This window comes from Pseudomonas sp. GGS8 (assembly GCF_024168645.1).
Classification (GTDB): Bacteria; Pseudomonadota; Gammaproteobacteria; order Pseudomonadales; family Pseudomonadaceae; genus Aquipseudomonas.
In genome coordinates this window covers 5,181,875-5,198,478 of the sequence record NZ_JALJWF010000001.1, presented here as the reverse complement: position 1 = coordinate 5,198,478, position 16,604 = coordinate 5,181,875, and the positions used below count along the sequence as shown (strand labels likewise).

Sequence of the window (16,604 nt, the reverse complement as noted above, 5' to 3'; positions counted from 1 at the left end):
TGCCTATCGGGAAAACTCGGGAGGGAGAATGCGGCTACGACGTGATCCATCTGACTTTTTCATCGCTTCTTTCAAACGTTGGGCAGATTCTTCAAGCTCGGACGGCGACGCAAGGCTAATCGCAAGCATTAACGCGTCACGGCGTTTCCGTTTACCTTCCAAAATTTCAGAGAGGCCATTTTCCGGCTGAATTGGATGCTTCATCGCTGCTGACCTCGATCTTTGGATCAAATTGGATGCTAGCACAAGCCTTACAACCCACAGTCTCCGTTGATCCCCTTTGCTTATGGAACGTAATCCGTCAGATGTTCATTTCATCCCGCTTGGCAGTTCCGTTCGAATTCGAGAAAACAGCTCGTCGAGGGATTTCGGATTGTCCTGAAGCAGATAACAGCCTACGAGTATGGTCAGCGGATGAACGTTCATTACAGTTGCCAGCTCGTCTACCTTCTCGATCGTAGGGCTTTTCAGACCGCGCTCGAGGGTGCTGAGATAGGTACGACTACTGACGTCGGAGAAATCTTCCTGGGAAAGCTTCCTCTCCGATCTCAGCTTTTTCAGGGCCGCGCCAAATGCCTGTTTCAGTTCCATATTGCCGACCTCGCAAAAGGAACGATGAAGCCTTCGCGAGCTCTATAGGGCTACAATCTATAGTGTTCACTTTTGGGATGGCGCTATGTTCATCACTTACAAACCAGCAGAAATTTTCCTCGGCGCATACCTGGGTGATGACTCTACCCAGTACTGGCAGTACGTTGAGCAGACCACTCATTGTCCCTGGTTTTACGTCAGAGTAGGTCGACAACAAGGCAGTGAAGCGTTGACTAGCATGGTTATGCTTCCCTGCATTTCAGCGCTTGAGCAGTTACTTACTGAACAAGGAGCAGACATCTGGCTGTTGGATGTACAGTTGATTTCCCCGGCTTATCTGAACGGAAGTGATGGGTGGAAGATGGAGAGGCTACTAGAGTTGCGCGAGACGATGGATGACATGAGTGCGGGGGCGGCCTACGTGTATAGCTTGGAGGGAGGGCATATTTACACTGAAGACTTGGGATCTGGCAGGTCCAATTTGCAACGTCCTCGTATCATTTTTTCAGCCGCATCAGCATCTCGGTGAGCGTGAGCCCAATACACTCGAACGTTTAACGACACCTTCCGATGCGCTAGCGGTTTCGCGGCCACTTTTCTTACCCGCCCACCCGCTGCGTCGGCCGACGGCGATGCCACTTACCGCTTTCGTAATGGATTCAGTATGTTCTCAACATTCAACCCTTTCAGCAGGCAGTTATGCGCAATCGCCGACAGTGCTTCATAGAGCTGGTCTCGCTGCTTTATCAAGTCAGCATTCTCTGCCTGCAGATTAGCAATACGCTCTTCGAGGGTTCTTCGGCGGCGGGCACCGTCTGGATCTCTGCCACTCTCCTTGAGTTGTGCGATACGGGCGGACTCGATTCGTCTCCCGCGGTCCCCCACTAAGGTAGCTCGGCTAGTCAGGCCCAATCGCCGCTGCACTTCGGGGCGTGAAATAGGCGCGAGCTCCAGTCCTAAGCTAATCATTTGAGCGAGGAGGGCGTCGATAGCCTCGTCCAAGGTGCCGCCCCTCAAGATCTGTCGTTTCGCCATGGTCGCCTCTAATCATCCGAAACCGAACTGTGCCGTTTGTCCGTGTCCGCAACCGTCATTGGATGCCCGTTGGGAAACACGCGTTGCACACCTCCATTGGTATCGCGTGCGAGGACAGATTTTAAATTGTTGAGCTTGTCTTCCTGGTCCGCCAGCCATACATCGCTGCCTGCCTCTCCAGCGCCAGCATCGCGCATGATAGTAATTGCGGTCGTCAGATTCTCGGCTTGTCTCTCAAGGTTGGCCCGCTCCGATGGAGTGCCCATCAGATGGAGATGCGAGCAGCCATTCCAGCATTGAAGATGCTTAGGGCAGGGCGCTTGGGAGAAATCGTGAATGCAACCTCCGAAGGGGGTCACGTGCAGAGCCGTGGCGTGTACGGTGAGGAATGCTTCTGCAGTGGTCGTGCCTTTATCTGACAGCAACGCATGGTAACTGTCGGTCAACGCGCCCTGAATGCGTTTATCTCTTATGCCTGTATGCAGAAAATCGATGCGCTCGTGATGGCTATTGAACGCCAAAAACTCATGATGCGCAGCAGTGTTTTCCTCAATGCTCGTGTGTTGGTAGTAGACATTCTGGTCGAGGCGTTTTCGACCTAAGGCCAATGCTTGCTGAACATCACTCATGCCGGTCAGATGGTAAATTGTGTTTCGCCAGTGTCGAGGTTGGTGACTGGTTAGCCGAATCGGATTTCCATCGGCTTCAACGAACGACCGGCGGGAAAAAATAGATGGGTATCGCGGATCAGCGCCCAGCGCCCGATTGATATCTTGCAAGGTCACCCGGCGCGGTATTGCACGAAATATATTTTCCTCACGTCCACCGCAACGAAATTGACCGTCGAAGGCAATGGCCAATGTTTCGCTAGTTCTAAGTATTACTTGAAGCCCGCTGGAATGAGCTTCTGCCAGGGTTACATGGTCACCGACTTTAGGTGCGATGAGAGTCTCAATCTCTCCGGCAGAGTAACAGCGATATTCTTCATCACCTTCATCCGACCAGCCAACGGGATGCACGCCGTTGCGATCTAAATAAAGACCCAGGTTTCTGAAGTTGCTAAAGCCTAACCACTTGATGACTTCATTCTCTGGCAAAATTGTATTCGGCAAGTGCTCCCAAATACGGCCTGGATTTTTTTCTTGCCATTGCGCTATCTTACGCTGCTCGATAGTTAAAATTTTTAACCGCTCGATAGCACGCCTCGCCAAAGGAATGTCGCTTTCTGCGAGCCAATGCACACGAGATTGAAATTGCTTTTCCGCAAAATACCTGATCCCGCATTCGACCAGAGGCCTGCCGTAGGCATCTACAACCACCTCACCTGTCGCCCCTTTGATCGGCCTTTCGACCCAACAGTCATAGGGGACTACTGCTACCTCATTGCCTCGTTGCCCTGTCGCGATCAATAAATCGATTACTCGTAACAATACTTCTTCGCCGTCACTGAGCGGCTTGTTCGAACACAGAGCGTAAGCTTCCATCGCCTCGCGAGAAGGCAATTTATCATCAGATTTACGCTGTTTTACCGCACGATCAGGATCGTGCAATGAAATGTAGTCGTGGCGACGGTTTTCTGGTTTGGCATCATGCTCAAAGTGGATGGCGATCTCGGTTAATTGCATTTTATCAATCGTATCCGCTATTACCTGAAGGTGAGAGACCGCATCGTAAAGATTCTTGTAGCCACTCTCGCGGAGAAATCCTACGACGCGGTCAAAATCGTCCCGAGTCAACTCTGTGGGGTCGGATACGCCGCGTTCAAATAACGGGTTGTACAGCCGCCGGACGGCAATATTGTATGCAGCGACCATAGAAAACTTCAGACTCCGGGTGCGCTGCAGATATACGATTAGTGCCTTGCAAAAATCCTGGAAACCCAAGGGGAGGGCAGTTTTAGGAGGAACAGAATAGCCATACCTTTCAAGCGATTGTCGATGTGTTTCAAAGGTTATGGTCTGTTGCTTTAGCCGTTGCGGCAACCAACGCTCGACCGACCACAATGTTGATGCCCACGGCGTTGTAATCGGTAATGACCGAAAAACCACTTGTTCCTGTTTAATGAAGCCTTCGAGACTCTGCCTTGCCCTAGACTGCGTCATCTGCGGCATCCTCCGTGTGTTTCCGGCAGCGCTCGATCGTAGCGCTTACCGCCAGGATGGTTGTCTGATGCTGGGCGAGGGGCCGGTTGTGAATGAGATCTCCGGCTTGTTCTGCCACGTCTATGAACCGTTGCGCTTCTCGTTGCAGCGCCTCTTTTACCTGCTCATGGCGGCCGTCAGCAAAGGGGTGAAACTTCTTGCAGGTGTAGCAGGCGTAGACGGGATTGTAGGGGCAGTGCGTATGAACCGGGAGGGCGCATGCACCGATGTCCCCAATGTACTGTGTGTCGATCACGCCACGGATCGCTCTTTCGGCAACAGTATCGCGGCGTTGCACGACTTCCCCGGTCAAGAGACTGCGCATAATGCGTTGATAGGCGGGACTCTTGCCGAGTGCTTTTTCTTTGATCCGGGCAATGTTGGGAGTTGCCGTGACGTAAGCGCGCGCCGCTACTGTGCTGTTGTGGCCAAGCAGTTCGGCAATCATGTCTGCCGGTGTTCCCTGGTCAGCCAAACCTTGCCCGAGGTGATGACGCAACAAGATAGTTACCTGGTTAGGCTTGTCTATCCCTGCTTCACGCAGTTCATGTTTAAGGCCTATACCGATTTCGTTAACTGACAGACGTTTTCCATTAGGACTGACAAATAATGGTCCGCAGTCGCTGCCAAATTGGCGTTGAATTTCCGAGATGTGGCGTGAGATTTTTTCACCCAGTCGGGAGGTGACTTTGCGGGGCCGTCGCTCAGGCCTGCGCTGGCCGACCTTTTTGGCCATGGGTAGCCACAGGGTGTAGTACCTCTCATGATCAGCGCTTTCAATGAACTCAAAATCCGCGATGTCAAGCGAGTGGAATTGAATCGAGCGTGGTGCGAGTTCGAAACCTAAGTGAAGCACTATATTGAACTGGGCCTCCTCCCAAGAGATAGGTGAAACCTCTCGTTCAATGCGTTTGAGCAATCGAACTTCCTCATCGAGGTCTAAACCAGACTGCGAGAGAAAAATTCGCGCATACGGGTCAACTCGATCTGATTTCACATCCTTGATTTTTAAGTAGGTGATTGGATCGAAGCCATTGATTCCTCTATCCATTGCCCATCGGTAAAGCCTTCGAAATCCTATAAGTACTGCCCTCGTTTTTTTGAGTTCCTCGAGAGCAGTGACCAGTTGATGGGTGTCCCAAGGAAGTCCGGTCGCGAGATTTGTACTAGATAAAAAGCGTAGGGTATCTGCGAACATTACCGCGGTTCGAGGAGCATATTTCTCAAGTGCATAGGCCATAAAACCTTTGCCTATTTCTATTAGCTCCGAATTCAATTGGAGTGCAGCCCAATCCATTTTCATCGCGAGTCCACCGTCGTACCACGTCCACACCGGCAGCCGGGTATCGACGTATCGTGGCTGGTCAGTGGTGCGAGTTCGAATCGCAACCTGAGCCGGGCCCTCGAACGCGTAGGTCGGAAAAGAGGAGGAGGGTGAAGCGTGTTCTTGATCGGCTGATTTGGTCACGGCGAACCTCCTTAACTGTCAAGTCGGCTCCAGGCTGCCGAAGCACGCTGGGCGTTGTGGAGGTTGCCGACTCGGCTAGATAACGACTTGCATAACGGCGTGGCATCGTCGAAGTGTCGGACCAACCGCAGACTCGCCGGAGTTCGTCCGTGGCCCGCTCGAGGTCATACCCACGCTTCTCGACAAGGTAAGCCAAAAACCGATCGGCAAAGGTGTGGCGAAAGTCATGCGCGGAAAGTGTAGGCAACAACCCCGGATGAGCCAGTTCAATGGTCAGAAACAGCCGATCAAGGACGTTAGACAACGCGCGGATCGACAGCGGGCGACCTCGGTCAGAGATGAACAAATAGCGGTACAGCAATTTCATTGGTTTGCCATTACGCAGGGGGCGTCGCTCGCCCTGGATATAACGCTCGTAGACCTCATACAACTGCGCGGAGATACCTACTGTCCGTCCGTGTGTTTTCAGCGCAGGCTCTTCAGCGCGCGGGTCGCCGGGATCATGTTCGCGGTCATTGATGCTGACATAGGCATGCTGAGAACCCTCATTGACATCGGTGGTGTAGAGCTTCAGAAGCTCCCCTCGGCGCATACCGGTCTCCAGTAGTAATTCAATCATTAGCCAATTGCGCAGCTGCAGCCTTTCCGGGAACGGATTCTCCGTAGCGCCGGGGCGAATCAATGTGCGAATGATCTGGAGTTGCGTATCCGTCAGGCTGCGGTAACGAGCGCGGTCCTGCCGAACGTTGATGATATGGCTCTCAAAGCGCCGCTCAATGACGTCGGCGACATCTGCAAATACAACCTCGATGTTAGCCAGGGTGGTTGAATTTTGACGAGCGCGCGGGATGTATCGGGTGACACACCAGGACAGGTATAGCTTCAGCAAACGCAGGTACTGGTCACGAGTACGCGGATCGATATACGGAAAAGGTGCCGTTTCAGCTTTGCCGATTCGGGCGACCAGGTTGTCGGCTTGACGGCCGCTTTGGAGCCAAATGGCGTAACCGTCCAGTAAAGCCAAAATCGATTCGAATTGGCAGGCCAAGATGGCGTCATCAATATTGAGGTCACGGCTTTTAGCATAGATATAGAAAGCCTGGATCGCGCGCAGATGTGCCGCCGCCGTATTGTAAGCCCGGTGCCTGAGTCTGAGTTGGACGTAGATGAACGGAACGAGTATGGGCAACGGCTCCGCGTTACCAGCGTGCACGAGCAGCGGAACACGCTGACCTGAAGAGAAACGGCACTGAATCAGCTTCATCGGCAGCCACCACATTGAATGACTCGCCATGAACACGAAGGACATGGCCCGTTGAGAGAGTGGACGTCAGAAACGGATTTGTCGAATCAGTGGCTTAGACAGCTCATGAACATCTATGACATGACCTGTCGTTTAACATAATATACATTATGCGAAGCATCAGATAGGAAGCGTGGATGTGTATCCTGCTGAAATTACTTCACCGTGCGGCTTGTATCTGGCACCGCTGTAAACGGCATCCCTGATTGGTTCTGCTGTGGCGTCGCAGACGCTACTGCAGAAGCTTCGTTGTTTTGCTTTGACTCCAGCTGCTGACGACCAGTAAACCACGGATCAAACGCACCGGCCTTCACGAACACTTCGCACGGGCCGCGAGGCACGTCGACTGGTGTGGCTTGTTGCGTGTAACAGGTGCAGGTTCCTCGCGCCTCAGAACTCATGCACGCGGCTACCCTGGGAAAGTCAGTCGGTGCCGTCAGTGCATCATAAACCGGTGCCGAGTACAGATTGCCAGGCATCCGCGGCTTGATGGTGTCCTCGGTCCACACCGGCTTGGAGCCTTCGGCCGGCGAACCGAACACGATGCTCGCCGGCTTGTTTGCGGCCGGGATCTGCTCAGGCTGAACGACGGCAACGGGCTCTGGTGCCTTGGTGGCCATCGAATGCATCCGCACGTAGGACAACGCAGCTCCACCGATAACCACCGCCAGTGCACCGGCCAATATCAGCAACGTTTTATAAGGCGGTCGGGCTTTATGAGTGTCCAGCACCGTCGAGGTGTACAGCGTGAAAACTTCGGGATTGGGCGTCACCATTGCACGCTGGCCAATGGCTTTTGCTGACCGTGTTGTCGGGTCGCTTTGCACTGAATCCCAGGTGTAACGAAAGCCTTTCATGTTCCAAGGCCGGATGTAATGCACATGCGGCTTGGCCAGTTTTCGAGCAAATGGATGCAGGAACATCGGGCTCTGCGTGGTGCAGATGAAGTCGTAGCCGTCGTGCCGATGGCGAGCCAGTTGCTTGACCCATTCCGGCGGTTCTCGGCCCAGATCCGTCCCGCAATAGTCCTGCACTTCATCACAGAAAATCGCGGCACCTTCGGGCAGTTGCTGCCAGTCCTGGATGTGATCGATCTGGGTCACGCCGTGTTTCTTCGCGTCGAAACCCTTGATCGGCGTGCAGTATTTTGGACGTCCCTTGTACTGGTCAGAATGCAAAAAGTCCCACAGTTCATTGGACGTTTTGCCGTCACCAGGTGAACCTGTCACTAGCTTAAACATTGCCTTTTGCTCCGTTTTTGGCGAATGCGGCCTTCGCAGCTTTCAGCCCGATAGCCAGTGCATACGCGGAAAAAACCACCGACACGGCTTCAAAAACGCCGGCGAATTGAAGAAAACGAACCGCATCAGCAGACAGGCCATTCAGCTTTTGCAGCACCTGGCCTTGGAGAAATTCGAAGATCGGATTAATGGCGTACGCCGATACCGCAACGGTGCCAGCTACCGATAAAAGACGTGGCAATATCCAGTCAAGAACGAACATGCCCGCCGTAACAAGAACTTGAAACATGGTTATACCTCCCGAATAACAACACGCGCAGCGAACAAGTACGCCGCCGCAAGTACCGCATAACGAAGAAAACTGAGGGCATCACACGTTTTAGAAAAGGCCAGCGTCAGGCTATGACCAAGAACACTAAATTTAATGTCAGGCAAACACTTGCCACCGCCGCTACCGACTCCAGTACTTGCCGACTTAAAGCCGCCGAGCAAATCATTCACTTTTGAATCCATGGCCTCTTGATTGGCCTGCATGGCGGACTTCTGCACATCAATCCGGCCTTGCATTTCCGAGCGTTCTTGGTCGGTTGGTCCGGCCATCAACTTGCATGTATCGATGTGCTGCTGTTTCAGAACTGCACACAAAAAAGGATCGCCGTCACAGGGTGGCGGAACCGTGCAGTCATCGGTCGTTGACGCAGTCCCTGCACCACCCTCCTCCCCGTTGCCTTTACCGTTGCCTGTACCGGCATTCGGATTACTCTCAAGGCCATTCCCATCAGGTGTACAAGTACCTTTGCAACTTGCTTCGGTTTTTGTTGTGCCTGAAGGGGATGTAATAGCTTTGGTCATTGTTGTTGAGGTCTTTTCCGTACAAGTGTTCACATCGCTACAAACAGTGTGCGTAGAGTTTTTAACGGTGGTTACCTGGACGGAGCCGTCAGGTAAATTCTGTTTGCTAGTATTGGTTTTTATACCAATGCCATTCGACCGGGGAAAACGAGTCACACACTTATATTCACCGTTAACCAAACCGCAATTTTGCGAACCTAGGGTTTCAGTCTTCTTTGACTCAGTGCAGGAGGATCCGCCTGCACCGTCGCTCACCAAGTTACAGTCCTCTTCTTTTGTCTGAGTCTCTGGCTCTTTAACTGGGCACTTACCGTTCGGACACAGTGCGTCGGCGGCATTTACATCGCCTGCAGGGTTTGCCTTGCCAGTAAGCTTACCAATTACATTGCAACTGATAGCCCCTTTCACATTAATAGTGCACTCCGAACTGGAAATGGTTCGAACCTGGCAGGAAAGTATTTCATCAATAAATGTGGGTGGCGCAACCGCGTTACCAACTTTATCCAGGTTTCCAGAAACAGTATAAGCAGTACCTAAGCTACCGGCGTTCGCAATATAAGTACATGGAGCATCTCCTTTTGCCTCCGTAAAATTCACACAAGCATTAACGGTATCATCCCAGATCTTCGGATTAGACGGATTAGCAGTGCCTTGATCTTTACACTTTTCGCCTGGCTCATATTGTGGTTGTTGCTGTGGTTTGCAAATCCCGGTGACTGGGTCATATGGACCAGTTCTAGTTGGGCAGCTATCCCCGCGACGGGTAATGATGCTGCTTGCGCCTTTATATGCTTTGGTTGTGTCGTCAGCACCCGATGCAGGGGTGTTTGTATAGTAATGCCGGCAATAAGCGCTGAGGCCTTCAAGCGTCTCTACTTCGGACTTTGCGAACGCCTGATTAGGATTTTTAGCATAAACTTGCTGGCCATCGGCAGCACATGCAATACTCGGATTTGGGCCATTAGCACCGACACCATTAGACCAAAAGTAATCTAGTGCAAAACTACGAGAACTGAACAACAGGCAGCCGAACAAGGCGACGGCTTTTATGCGATATAAAAGGCTCAAAATGATTTACCCGCTGAAAGTAAAAAACGGGCAAACGGCATGCCTCGTGCCTCGGCATTGCCTTGACTTGCCCTCTCTTTTGAAAAAAGCCCCGGCAGATGCCAGGGCTATTTACTTCAATGAATGTACCGAAGCCCTTACAGCGCAGAGCGGATGTACTTGAATACCTTGACCACAACGACCACGCCAAGCGCCGCAGCGCAGACGGTACCCACTGTAGTGGCTCCCTCGCTGAGCGCAGTCGTTACCGGGGTTACGTCGGGGCCTGCATGAGACAAGCCAGATACAACTAGCAGGCCAGAACCGAGCATAACGTTCATCACCTGTGCTTTGAACTTCATTGTGTATTCCATTACGTTGTTTTGCATAGTTAACCCTCTTAGGTTATTGGCATAATTGCCGGTGAGTGCTGCGGTGTTACGTCTCTATAGCCTTTTTTATCTGCGAGTAAACAAAAATGATTGCACAGATAAATAATGCATCCCCGATCATTCCGTTTGTCTGCTCTCCAGTTGCCCAAGATGCCGCTTCGCTCGATAGATCTAAGTCAGCTTGCACCCAACCCTGTTCCGTACACGAATAAGTTTTTGATGATTCGCTTAAAACCAGTTTGGTACAAACCTGCACATACTGGAGAGACATGTTTAAGCTCCGGAAACTTTCTGCGCGGCAGAAAGCGGCGGAATATTCTTGCGGCGGCCTTGACGTGGATCAACAGTGAAGTCCAACCGCCCATCACGAACATCCGCGACAATATCGCACTCATAAGTCCCAGGCTGTGGAACCTGATTAGGAAGCTCTGCATAAAAAGATGCTTTCTGCGGGTATGGAATATTGGGCAAATGGCAGAATGCTTCATACATGCAATATGGTCTGCCGCTCTTTGTTGCCGTGCCAGAACGGGAAACACCTGTTACCTCAACGAGAATTGTAGGAAATGTCATTATTTAGCCTCTTTCATTGTCGGAATCCGGTCACTCAAGCCCGGATTTTTATAAGCCCAACTGGGCGCGGTTGTATTGGCGTTGCGTTTAAAGCTACGGAATTGCTGTGCAATGGCTTGACGCTTCATCTCTGCATTCGAGATCGACTGTAAAAACAGTCTCATTAGATTGTTCACAAGAGCATCAGTATCTACTGCGCTATTAGATATTTCCTGCTCTACTGCGAACCGCAAATTTAGATAGTCTCTACGCTCCATCAAAACCCCATCCATTCAGCTAAGCAAGAAGTACCCACTTCTTGACGTTCAACAAACCAAACCTGTTCAGGCTTGACCCCTTGCTCTTTTCGCAGTTCGACTGCCTTAATCGCTTCAGAGACTTGGCCTGCTAAAACAGGGCGCAGAAATGCAGTTTGTGCCTTGCGTTGAAACTCAAGCTGTCTGCGTTGACTTGGAGACAGCTGTGCCCCCTGAAAACTGACTATCATGCTGCAACCGGTTGCAGGTGGTTAGGCCGCTTGTACCAGCTCGGCGGTGCAATGCCTTTTACTGGATTAATCTCTTTCATCTCGCGAATAAACACATTGCTAAAGTTAGAGATGTCGCAGCTATTACGAATATTGATTCCAATTTTATTAAGTCTCGCGGCGTGTACACGGACTTGATTTTTATTGAAGTCAAGTTGCTGGCCCGTCATCCATAGCTGGGCGTACATCGCTGTAGTGTTTGCCGCCAAGGTCGAGTCAACCACTTTCTCTAAAATTAATTGCTGAGCAATACTGGCGTAATCCATCTTTGTCACCTTTAGGCGTTCGTCAACGCTTAAAAACTCTTTATGCAGAGCAAGATATTTGCCTTCATCGAAGAGGCCCCAAAAACATAGCTTTTCACGGCTTAAATATTCACTTTTCAACTCTTGCTCTAAGCGGACAACGCCTGTTTCAAAGGCATAATTATAAATGTCCTGAGCGTATTTAAATTCGGCGGAGTTTTCGCCAAAGACACGCTTTACTTTCGGCAGGTGCTTATCAAGGATTTCAAAAGATTTGTCGTAGGCCTTCCGGTATTGCAGTCGGGTACCCTTCCCGCTTCCTGATGTTGTCCAGTCCACGGATTTTCCGTTCGGGAACAGCCGGCCGATGGAGTGGCCAATCCGCTGCGTTGCAAGTCCGCGCAGGTAGGCGGTCTCATTACCCTTCCCTACCGCAATATTTGTGGTCAAGTCGATGCGGTGAATGCAGCAGCCGTCGGCCCAGAGCTGAGAGCTTTTTGCCCCCGATTCACCCTGACGGATCTCAAACCGGGTGCATTTGGTGAACGGCGGCAAACCGTACTGCGATAACAAATCGTTGTAGACAGCAATGCACTGTTCAACCGTTTCGAATCCCCAAAGGTTGTCGTGACGATTCAGCCGAGACGGGTTTCCATCGACAGTGATTTTTCGACCCTGGATGTGAATCTGAACGCGTGAACTGTGGCTACCTTCGTGGCGAAAACTCGGCTGACGACTGCTCAGCACCTCACCCGTGATGGTGTCGATGGTTTTGGTGACGATGTCGCACACGACCGGGAGGTCAAAGTCGTGTTCCTGCGAAGTCTTGAGCCAGTCAATGAACATTTCTGAGTTTCTAAGAAATTAGATTTGAATGAAAACTTAGTTTCTTAGATTCTAATTGTCAAGATACTTAGAAAATCAGCCTAGTATTTGGCCAGATTCATTCAGGAAAGCGCGCAAATGCCTACAAAGCACATCGATGACGAGACGTGGCGAAAGGTCGAGAAGGAAGCGGTCAAGGCTACGATTGCCACCAAAAGATCGATCAAGGAAACCGAGATGCTTAGGTGGTTGATTCTTAAGGGGTTGGAAGAGATCACCGAGGCGGATTTCGAGAAGATGGTCAGAAACAAAAGCTGATTTCACGATGCTGAAAATACGGGACTCCGTACTAAAGTGGGGGTGTAACCCTTCCCGCTTCCTGATGTTGTCCAGTCCACGGATTTTCCGTTCGGGAACAGCCGGCCGATGGAGTGGCCAATCCGCTGCGTTGCAAGTCCGCGCAGGTAGGCGGTCTCATTACCCTTCCCTACCGCAATATTTGTGGTCAAGTCGATGCGGTGAATGCAGCAGCCGTCGGCCCAGAGCTGAGAGCTTTTTGCCCCCGATTCACCCTGACGGATCTCAAACCGGGTGCATTTGGTGAACGGCGGCAAACCGTACTGCGATAACAAATCGTTGTAGACAGCAATGCACTGTTCAACCGTTTCGAATCCCCAAAGGTTGTCGTGACGATTCAGCCGAGACGGGTTTCCATCGACAGTGATTTTTCGACCCTGGATGTGAATCTGAACGCGTGAACTGTGGCTACCTTCGTGGCGAAAACTCGGCTGACGACTGCTCAGCACCTCACCCGTGATGGTGTCGATGGTTTTGGTGACGATGTCGCACACGACCGGGAGGTCAAAGTCGTGTTCCTGCGAAGTCTTGAGCCAGTCAATGAACATTTCTGAGTTTCTAAGAAATTAGATTTGAATGAAAACTTAGTTTCTTAGATTCTAATTGTCAAGATACTTAGAAAATCAGCCTAGTATTTGGCCAGATTCATTCAGGAAAGCGCGCAAATGCCTACAAAGCACATCGATGACGAGACGTGGCGAAAGGTCGAGAAGGAAGCGGTCAAGGCTACGATTGCCACCAAAAGATCGATCAAGGAAACCGAGATGCTTAGGTGGTTGATTCTTAAGGGGTTGGAAGAGATCACCGAGGCGGATTTCGAGAAGATGGTCAGAAACAAAAGCTGATTTCACGATGCTGAAAATACGGGACTCCGTACTAAAGTGGGGGTGTAACCCTTCCCGCTTCCTGATGTTGTCCAGTCCACGGATTTTCCGTTCGGGAACAGCCGGCCGATGGAGTGGCCAATCCGCTGCGTTGCAAGTCCGCGCAGGTAGGCGGTCTCATTACCCTTCCCTACCGCAATATTTGTGGTCAAGTCGATGCGGTGAATGCAGCAGCCGTCGGCCCAGAGCTGAGAGCTTTTTGCCCCCGATTCACCCTGACGGATCTCAAACCGGGTGCATTTGGTGAACGGCGGCAAACCGTACTGCGATAACAAATCGTTGTAGACAGCAATGCACTGTTCAACCGTTTCGAATCCCCAAAGGTTGTCGTGACGATTCAGCCGAGACGGGTTTCCATCGACAGTGATTTTTCGACCCTGGATGTGAATCTGAACGCGTGAACTGTGGCTACCTTCGTGGCGAAAACTCGGCTGACGACTGCTCAGCACCTCACCCGTGATGGTGTCGATGGTTTTGGTGACGATGTCGCACACGACCGGGAGGTCAAAGTCGTGTTCCTGCGAAGTCTTGAGCCAGTCAATGAACATTTCTGAGTTTCTAAGAAATTAGATTTGAATGAAAACTTAGTTTCTTAGATTCTAATTGTCAAGATACTTAGAAAATCAGCCTAGTATTTGGCCAGATTCATTCAGGAAAGCGCGCAAATGCCTACAAAGCACATCGATGACGAGACGTGGCGAAAGGTCGAGAAGGAAGCGGTCAAGGCTACGATTGCCACCAAAAGATCGATCAAGGAAACCGAGATGCTTAGGTGGTTGATTCTTAAGGGGTTGGAAGAGATCACCGAGGCGGATTTCGAGAAGATGGTCAGAAACAAAAGCTGATTTCACGATGCTGAAAATACGGGACTCCGTACTAAAGTGGGGGTGTAACAACACCCCCACCCGCTTCGCTCCCAAAGCCAAGGAGGCGTCATGCTGAAAATGTGGATTTTCATCCTGATGGTCGACGGGAAGGACGTAGAGGCCTTTTCAAGCGATTCAGAAGCACAGTGCAAGGAAGGCATGGCAAAGATGCTGATGGTCCAGCGAATTGAAGGCCACAAGGCGACCGGCGCCTGCTACGTCAGAGCCACCGCCATCGACGACACCGAAAGACGCCTCATCGGCCATCCGGTCGAAAGTCGCTAGAGAATCGGACCTGCCGGGACCTGTCCTGCGATGGTGCTGGATGTCACGGGACCGCGCAGGCTACGCGACAGATCCGGAACAACGCCTTGGGCAAATCAGGGCGCGAAGTGACATCGAGGTGACAGAAAGCGTTTCGCACGCGAAGAAAAACCCCAGTGATTTGGTGATCGCTGGGGTTTTTCTTTGGGCTGTAGATCGGGCCGGCGTTGCCGGGTATCGGCGCGGATGTTTCAGTGCCAGGCTGTCGAACGAGTGGCGCCTAATGCCCTTCGGGCAGGTCGAGGGTGTCTGAGTAATATCCGATAATACGTATTACCGGTTATTACTCCCCAAAAGATACATTTTAGGGAGTAATCGTCAAAATCTTGGCTTTCAGGCGTATTTCCGATAACTGCAGTTATCAGCAATACCTAGCTTTTCAGCACAAGGCTACGAGCTTGGTTCCACAACAGGTTAGCGTTATCAACCCAGTTGTAGACGTTTTCCGTCCCACCACCAGCCCCATGCGACATGACCCATTCCGTCGCTTTCGGTGTGTTTCCAAACAGCGCACCGGCATCAGCAAGCCACTGGCCAAGAGAGTTCTGAACACCCCAGCCCATCTCTATCGCAGGATGTCCTTTGACGTCCTCGATAGCGTTGACTGGCAAGACCGATACAAGAATCGTGTGGCTGCCAGAACACTCAGAATGTCCGCAGGGGAAGCAAACTCTGTAATCAGGCTTCCAGTTTCCAACGGCTGAAATGCCCCTGTCCCATTCCCAACCAGCAAGATCGAAAAACGCTGCCCATTGGGCCAGCAGCTCGGTTTCAAACTCCAATCCGTTATAGCTCAGAGACATACCATTCACTCTTGAGTGGGCTGATGATGAAGGCTCCCCCAGACAGACTGCACTGTCAACGGCATCGCATAATGGACGTTATGGATAAATTCAGCGCCGGGGCTTCGCTATTATCCCGGCGCTAAATTCGTCGATTACGACGGCATAGCTACCATAACGTCATCAATATTACACGTAACATTATGTTTCAGGATTGGCCGGGCTGTGCGCAGCTTTTGATGCTATGGACAGCATTCTGAAAGCCCCCCAGCGATCTGCCTGCCGCTGGGGTTTTCTTGGAACAATGAATTTGCTCGAGTAACAAGCTAGTTTTTGTTGGCGGCCCCCGACATGTAAGCGTCAGGCGGCTCCGGCAATGCGGCAAGCATGTCCTGCAGTCCGGCAGCCCACTGCATACGGATACACATGAAATACGAGTCGTCAGCCGTGATGCGATAACTTTTCGCGCCGGCAAAACTGTCTTTCCTGTACACCAGCAGGTCCAGCGGCATACCCACCGACAGGTTGCTGCGCATGGTCGAGTCGAATGAGATCAACCCACAACGCAGGCTCTCTTCGAGTGATGTGCGGTACGTGAGGTTGCGATCAAGTATCGGCCTGCCGTATTTGCTTTCACCCAATTGCAGGAATGGCGTGTCCTCCGTCGCCTGAATGAAGTTGCCTTGCGGGTAAATGCTGTACACATCCATCGGCCCCTCTGCGATTTGTCCGCCCACCAAAAAAGAGCAACTCAAGTCAGTCTTGCCTGCCAACTTTGTACGGTCCCGGGTGACGACTTCGCGAACGGTTTCGGCCACCAGCACGGTGGCGTCATAGAGTGTGCGGACATTTAACAGGTGCGGGCCAGGTCCACTGCAACGTTGCTTGAGCAAGTTCACCACTGATTGCGAGGTGGCCAGATTGCCCGCAGTCTGCAACACAATCAGCCGCTCACCCGGCGTGCTGAAAATAAACAACTTACGAAACGTTGAAATCTGGTCGATACCGGCATTGGTTCGTGAGTCGGAGATGAACACCAGCCCGTCGGCCAAGTGCATAGCGACGCAATAAGTCATTTGCGCTAACCCGTGAATTCTGGATGAAAGGCCATACCGCCTCTCTGACGGTATGGCCAATTACTGTGAACGTTTC

23 protein-coding genes are annotated in these 16,604 nt (G+C 51.6%); 5 read left to right on the top strand and 18 right to left on the bottom strand.

Annotated features, from left to right (window positions below):
* Window positions 1–3: 3 nt before the first annotated feature.
* Together J3D54_RS23345 and J3D54_RS23340 are read right to left on the bottom strand one after the other, a co-directional pair.
* Window positions 4–204 carry a hypothetical protein gene (locus J3D54_RS23345; protein ID WP_253423183.1) on the bottom strand — a complete coding sequence of 67 codons (201 nt, stop codon included), beginning with the start codon at window positions 202–204 and terminating at the stop codon, window positions 4–6.
* 105 nt (window positions 205–309) lie between these two features.
* Window positions 310–591: a helix-turn-helix domain-containing protein gene (locus tag J3D54_RS23340; RefSeq protein ID WP_102619900.1), complete on the bottom strand. Its 282-nt coding sequence runs from the start codon at window positions 589–591 to the stop codon at window positions 310–312.
* A gap of 85 nt (window positions 592–676) precedes the next feature.
* Between J3D54_RS23340 and J3D54_RS23335 the strand changes: the two genes are divergently transcribed.
* The gene (locus J3D54_RS23335) at window positions 677–1,120 is read left to right on the top strand and encodes a hypothetical protein (protein WP_253423181.1); all 444 of its coding nucleotides are present in this window, start codon (window positions 677–679) and stop codon (window positions 1,118–1,120) included.
* Window positions 1,121–1,230: 110 nt separating this feature from the next.
* On the opposite strand, the gene J3D54_RS23330 is transcribed toward J3D54_RS23335, so the two are convergent.
* The 12 genes from J3D54_RS23330 to J3D54_RS23275 all read right to left on the bottom strand — a co-directional run bounded on the left by J3D54_RS23330 (window position 1,231) and on the right by J3D54_RS23275 (window position 12,260).
* Window positions 1,231–1,626 (bottom strand): hypothetical protein, encoded by a 396-nt coding sequence (locus J3D54_RS23330; protein ID WP_253423179.1) that lies wholly within the window; start codon window positions 1,624–1,626, stop codon window positions 1,231–1,233.
* A gap of 8 nt (window positions 1,627–1,634) precedes the next feature.
* A complete protein-coding gene (locus J3D54_RS23325; RefSeq protein ID WP_253423177.1) occupies window positions 1,635–3,737 on the bottom strand; it encodes a hypothetical protein in 2,103 nt (700 codons plus the stop codon).
* Window positions 3,715–5,235, bottom strand: coding sequence for a site-specific recombinase (locus tag J3D54_RS23320; protein WP_253423175.1), 1,521 nt, complete (start codon window positions 5,233–5,235; stop codon window positions 3,715–3,717). The genes J3D54_RS23325 and J3D54_RS23320 overlap by 23 nt, the downstream gene beginning before the upstream one ends.
* Entirely contained in the window at window positions 5,132–6,499 is a 1,368-nt protein-coding gene (locus J3D54_RS23315; protein ID WP_253423173.1) for a site-specific integrase, read from the bottom strand. Before J3D54_RS23315 ends, J3D54_RS23320 begins: the two co-directional genes overlap by 104 nt.
* Before the next feature lie 194 nt (window positions 6,500–6,693).
* On the bottom strand, window positions 6,694–7,779 hold the full coding sequence (locus J3D54_RS23310) for a zonular occludens toxin domain-containing protein (protein ID WP_253423171.1): 1,086 nt from the start codon (window positions 7,777–7,779) through the stop codon (window positions 6,694–6,696).
* Entirely contained in the window at window positions 7,772–8,068 is a 297-nt protein-coding gene (locus tag J3D54_RS23305; protein ID WP_253423169.1) for a DUF2523 family protein, read from the bottom strand. The genes J3D54_RS23310 and J3D54_RS23305 overlap by 8 nt, the downstream gene beginning before the upstream one ends.
* Window positions 8,069–8,070: 2 nt before the next feature.
* Window positions 8,071–9,699 (bottom strand): virulence factor TspB C-terminal domain-related protein, encoded by a 1,629-nt coding sequence (locus J3D54_RS23300; protein WP_253423166.1) that lies wholly within the window; start codon window positions 9,697–9,699, stop codon window positions 8,071–8,073.
* Window positions 9,700–9,836: 137 nt separating this feature from the next.
* Window positions 9,837–10,067, bottom strand: coding sequence for a major capsid protein (locus J3D54_RS23295; protein WP_253423162.1), 231 nt, complete (start codon window positions 10,065–10,067; stop codon window positions 9,837–9,839).
* 276 nt (window positions 10,068–10,343) lie between these two features.
* Window positions 10,344–10,643, bottom strand: coding sequence for a propanediol utilization protein (locus tag J3D54_RS23290; protein ID WP_253423159.1), 300 nt, complete (start codon window positions 10,641–10,643; stop codon window positions 10,344–10,346).
* Window positions 10,643–10,900, bottom strand: a complete 258-nt coding sequence (locus tag J3D54_RS23285) for a hypothetical protein (RefSeq protein ID WP_253423157.1) — start codon at window positions 10,898–10,900, stop codon at window positions 10,643–10,645. The genes J3D54_RS23290 and J3D54_RS23285 overlap by 1 nt, the downstream gene beginning before the upstream one ends.
* Window positions 10,900–11,130: a hypothetical protein gene (locus J3D54_RS23280; protein ID WP_253423154.1), complete on the bottom strand. Its 231-nt coding sequence runs from the start codon at window positions 11,128–11,130 to the stop codon at window positions 10,900–10,902. Before J3D54_RS23280 ends, J3D54_RS23285 begins: the two co-directional genes overlap by 1 nt.
* Window positions 11,127–12,260, bottom strand: coding sequence for a phage/plasmid replication protein (locus tag J3D54_RS23275; RefSeq protein ID WP_253423151.1), 1,134 nt, complete (start codon window positions 12,258–12,260; stop codon window positions 11,127–11,129). Before J3D54_RS23275 ends, J3D54_RS23280 begins: the two co-directional genes overlap by 4 nt.
* Before the next feature lie 117 nt (window positions 12,261–12,377).
* On the opposite strand from J3D54_RS23275, the gene J3D54_RS23270 reads away from it, so the two are divergent.
* Window positions 12,378–12,557 (top strand): hypothetical protein, encoded by a 180-nt coding sequence (locus J3D54_RS23270; RefSeq protein ID WP_253423145.1) that lies wholly within the window; start codon window positions 12,378–12,380, stop codon window positions 12,555–12,557.
* Window positions 12,558–12,559: 2 nt separating this feature from the next.
* On the opposite strand, the gene J3D54_RS23265 is transcribed toward J3D54_RS23270, so the two are convergent.
* Window positions 12,560–13,144: a phage/plasmid replication protein gene (locus J3D54_RS23265; RefSeq protein ID WP_253423148.1), complete on the bottom strand. Its 585-nt coding sequence runs from the start codon at window positions 13,142–13,144 to the stop codon at window positions 12,560–12,562.
* 117 nt (window positions 13,145–13,261) lie between these two features.
* Here J3D54_RS23265 and J3D54_RS23260 point away from each other — a divergent pair, with 117 nt between their 5' ends.
* A complete protein-coding gene (locus J3D54_RS23260; protein ID WP_253423145.1) occupies window positions 13,262–13,441 on the top strand; it encodes a hypothetical protein in 180 nt (59 codons plus the stop codon).
* A 2-nt stretch (window positions 13,442–13,443) separates the two neighbouring features.
* On the opposite strand, the gene J3D54_RS23255 is transcribed toward J3D54_RS23260, so the two are convergent.
* The gene (locus J3D54_RS23255) at window positions 13,444–14,028 is read right to left on the bottom strand and encodes a phage/plasmid replication protein (RefSeq protein ID WP_253423148.1); all 585 of its coding nucleotides are present in this window, start codon (window positions 14,026–14,028) and stop codon (window positions 13,444–13,446) included.
* A 117-nt stretch (window positions 14,029–14,145) separates the two neighbouring features.
* Here J3D54_RS23255 and J3D54_RS23250 point away from each other — a divergent pair, with 117 nt between their 5' ends.
* Together J3D54_RS23250 and J3D54_RS23245 are read left to right on the top strand one after the other, a co-directional pair.
* On the top strand, window positions 14,146–14,325 hold the full coding sequence (locus tag J3D54_RS23250; RefSeq protein WP_253423145.1) for a hypothetical protein: 180 nt from the start codon (window positions 14,146–14,148) through the stop codon (window positions 14,323–14,325).
* A 90-nt stretch (window positions 14,326–14,415) separates the two neighbouring features.
* Entirely contained in the window at window positions 14,416–14,631 is a 216-nt protein-coding gene (locus J3D54_RS23245) for a hypothetical protein (protein WP_253423141.1), read from the top strand.
* 410 nt (window positions 14,632–15,041) lie between these two features.
* Here J3D54_RS23245 and J3D54_RS23240 read toward each other — a convergent pair whose 3' ends face one another.
* Entirely contained in the window at window positions 15,042–15,473 is a 432-nt protein-coding gene (locus J3D54_RS23240) for a hypothetical protein (RefSeq protein WP_253423138.1), read from the bottom strand.
* A 305-nt stretch (window positions 15,474–15,778) separates the two neighbouring features.
* Window positions 15,779–16,528, bottom strand: coding sequence for a proteasome-type protease (locus J3D54_RS23235; RefSeq protein WP_253423135.1), 750 nt, complete (start codon window positions 16,526–16,528; stop codon window positions 15,779–15,781).
* Window positions 16,529–16,604: the final 76 nt, after the last annotated feature.

Excerpts from the sequence above, each read along its gene's own strand:
- J3D54_RS23345 (WP_253423183.1), bottom strand. The coding sequence starts at position 204 with ATGAAGCATCCAATTCAGCCGGAAAATGGCCTCTCTGAAATTTTGGAA.
- J3D54_RS23340 (WP_102619900.1), bottom strand. The coding sequence starts at position 591 with ATGGAACTGAAACAGGCATTTGGCGCGGCCCTGAAAAAGCTGAGATCG.
- J3D54_RS23335 (WP_253423181.1), top strand. The coding sequence starts at position 677 with ATGTTCATCACTTACAAACCAGCAGAAATTTTCCTCGGCGCATACCTG.
- J3D54_RS23330 (WP_253423179.1), bottom strand. The coding sequence starts at position 1,626 with ATGGCGAAACGACAGATCTTGAGGGGCGGCACCTTGGACGAGGCTATC.
- J3D54_RS23325 (WP_253423177.1), bottom strand. The coding sequence starts at position 3,737 with ATGCCGCAGATGACGCAGTCTAGGGCAAGGCAGAGTCTCGAAGGCTTC.
- J3D54_RS23315 (WP_253423173.1), bottom strand. The coding sequence starts at position 6,499 with ATGAAGCTGATTCAGTGCCGTTTCTCTTCAGGTCAGCGTGTTCCGCTG.
- J3D54_RS23310 (WP_253423171.1), bottom strand. The coding sequence starts at position 7,779 with ATGTTTAAGCTAGTGACAGGTTCACCTGGTGACGGCAAAACGTCCAAT.
- J3D54_RS23305 (WP_253423169.1), bottom strand. The coding sequence starts at position 8,068 with ATGTTTCAAGTTCTTGTTACGGCGGGCATGTTCGTTCTTGACTGGATA.
- J3D54_RS23295 (WP_253423162.1), bottom strand. The coding sequence starts at position 10,067 with ATGCAAAACAACGTAATGGAATACACAATGAAGTTCAAAGCACAGGTG.
- J3D54_RS23290 (WP_253423159.1), bottom strand. The coding sequence starts at position 10,643 with ATGACATTTCCTACAATTCTCGTTGAGGTAACAGGTGTTTCCCGTTCT.
- J3D54_RS23285 (WP_253423157.1), bottom strand. The coding sequence starts at position 10,900 with ATGGAGCGTAGAGACTATCTAAATTTGCGGTTCGCAGTAGAGCAGGAA.
- J3D54_RS23280 (WP_253423154.1), bottom strand. The coding sequence starts at position 11,130 with ATGATAGTCAGTTTTCAGGGGGCACAGCTGTCTCCAAGTCAACGCAGA.
- J3D54_RS23275 (WP_253423151.1), bottom strand. The coding sequence starts at position 12,260 with ATGTTCATTGACTGGCTCAAGACTTCGCAGGAACACGACTTTGACCTC.
- J3D54_RS23270 (WP_253423145.1), top strand. The coding sequence starts at position 12,378 with ATGCCTACAAAGCACATCGATGACGAGACGTGGCGAAAGGTCGAGAAG.
- J3D54_RS23265 (WP_253423148.1), bottom strand. The coding sequence starts at position 13,144 with ATGTTCATTGACTGGCTCAAGACTTCGCAGGAACACGACTTTGACCTC.
- J3D54_RS23260 (WP_253423145.1), top strand. The coding sequence starts at position 13,262 with ATGCCTACAAAGCACATCGATGACGAGACGTGGCGAAAGGTCGAGAAG.
- J3D54_RS23255 (WP_253423148.1), bottom strand. The coding sequence starts at position 14,028 with ATGTTCATTGACTGGCTCAAGACTTCGCAGGAACACGACTTTGACCTC.
- J3D54_RS23250 (WP_253423145.1), top strand. The coding sequence starts at position 14,146 with ATGCCTACAAAGCACATCGATGACGAGACGTGGCGAAAGGTCGAGAAG.
- J3D54_RS23245 (WP_253423141.1), top strand. The coding sequence starts at position 14,416 with ATGCTGAAAATGTGGATTTTCATCCTGATGGTCGACGGGAAGGACGTA.
- J3D54_RS23240 (WP_253423138.1), bottom strand. The coding sequence starts at position 15,473 with ATGTCTCTGAGCTATAACGGATTGGAGTTTGAAACCGAGCTGCTGGCC.
- J3D54_RS23235 (WP_253423135.1), bottom strand. The coding sequence starts at position 16,528 with ATGACTTATTGCGTCGCTATGCACTTGGCCGACGGGCTGGTGTTCATC.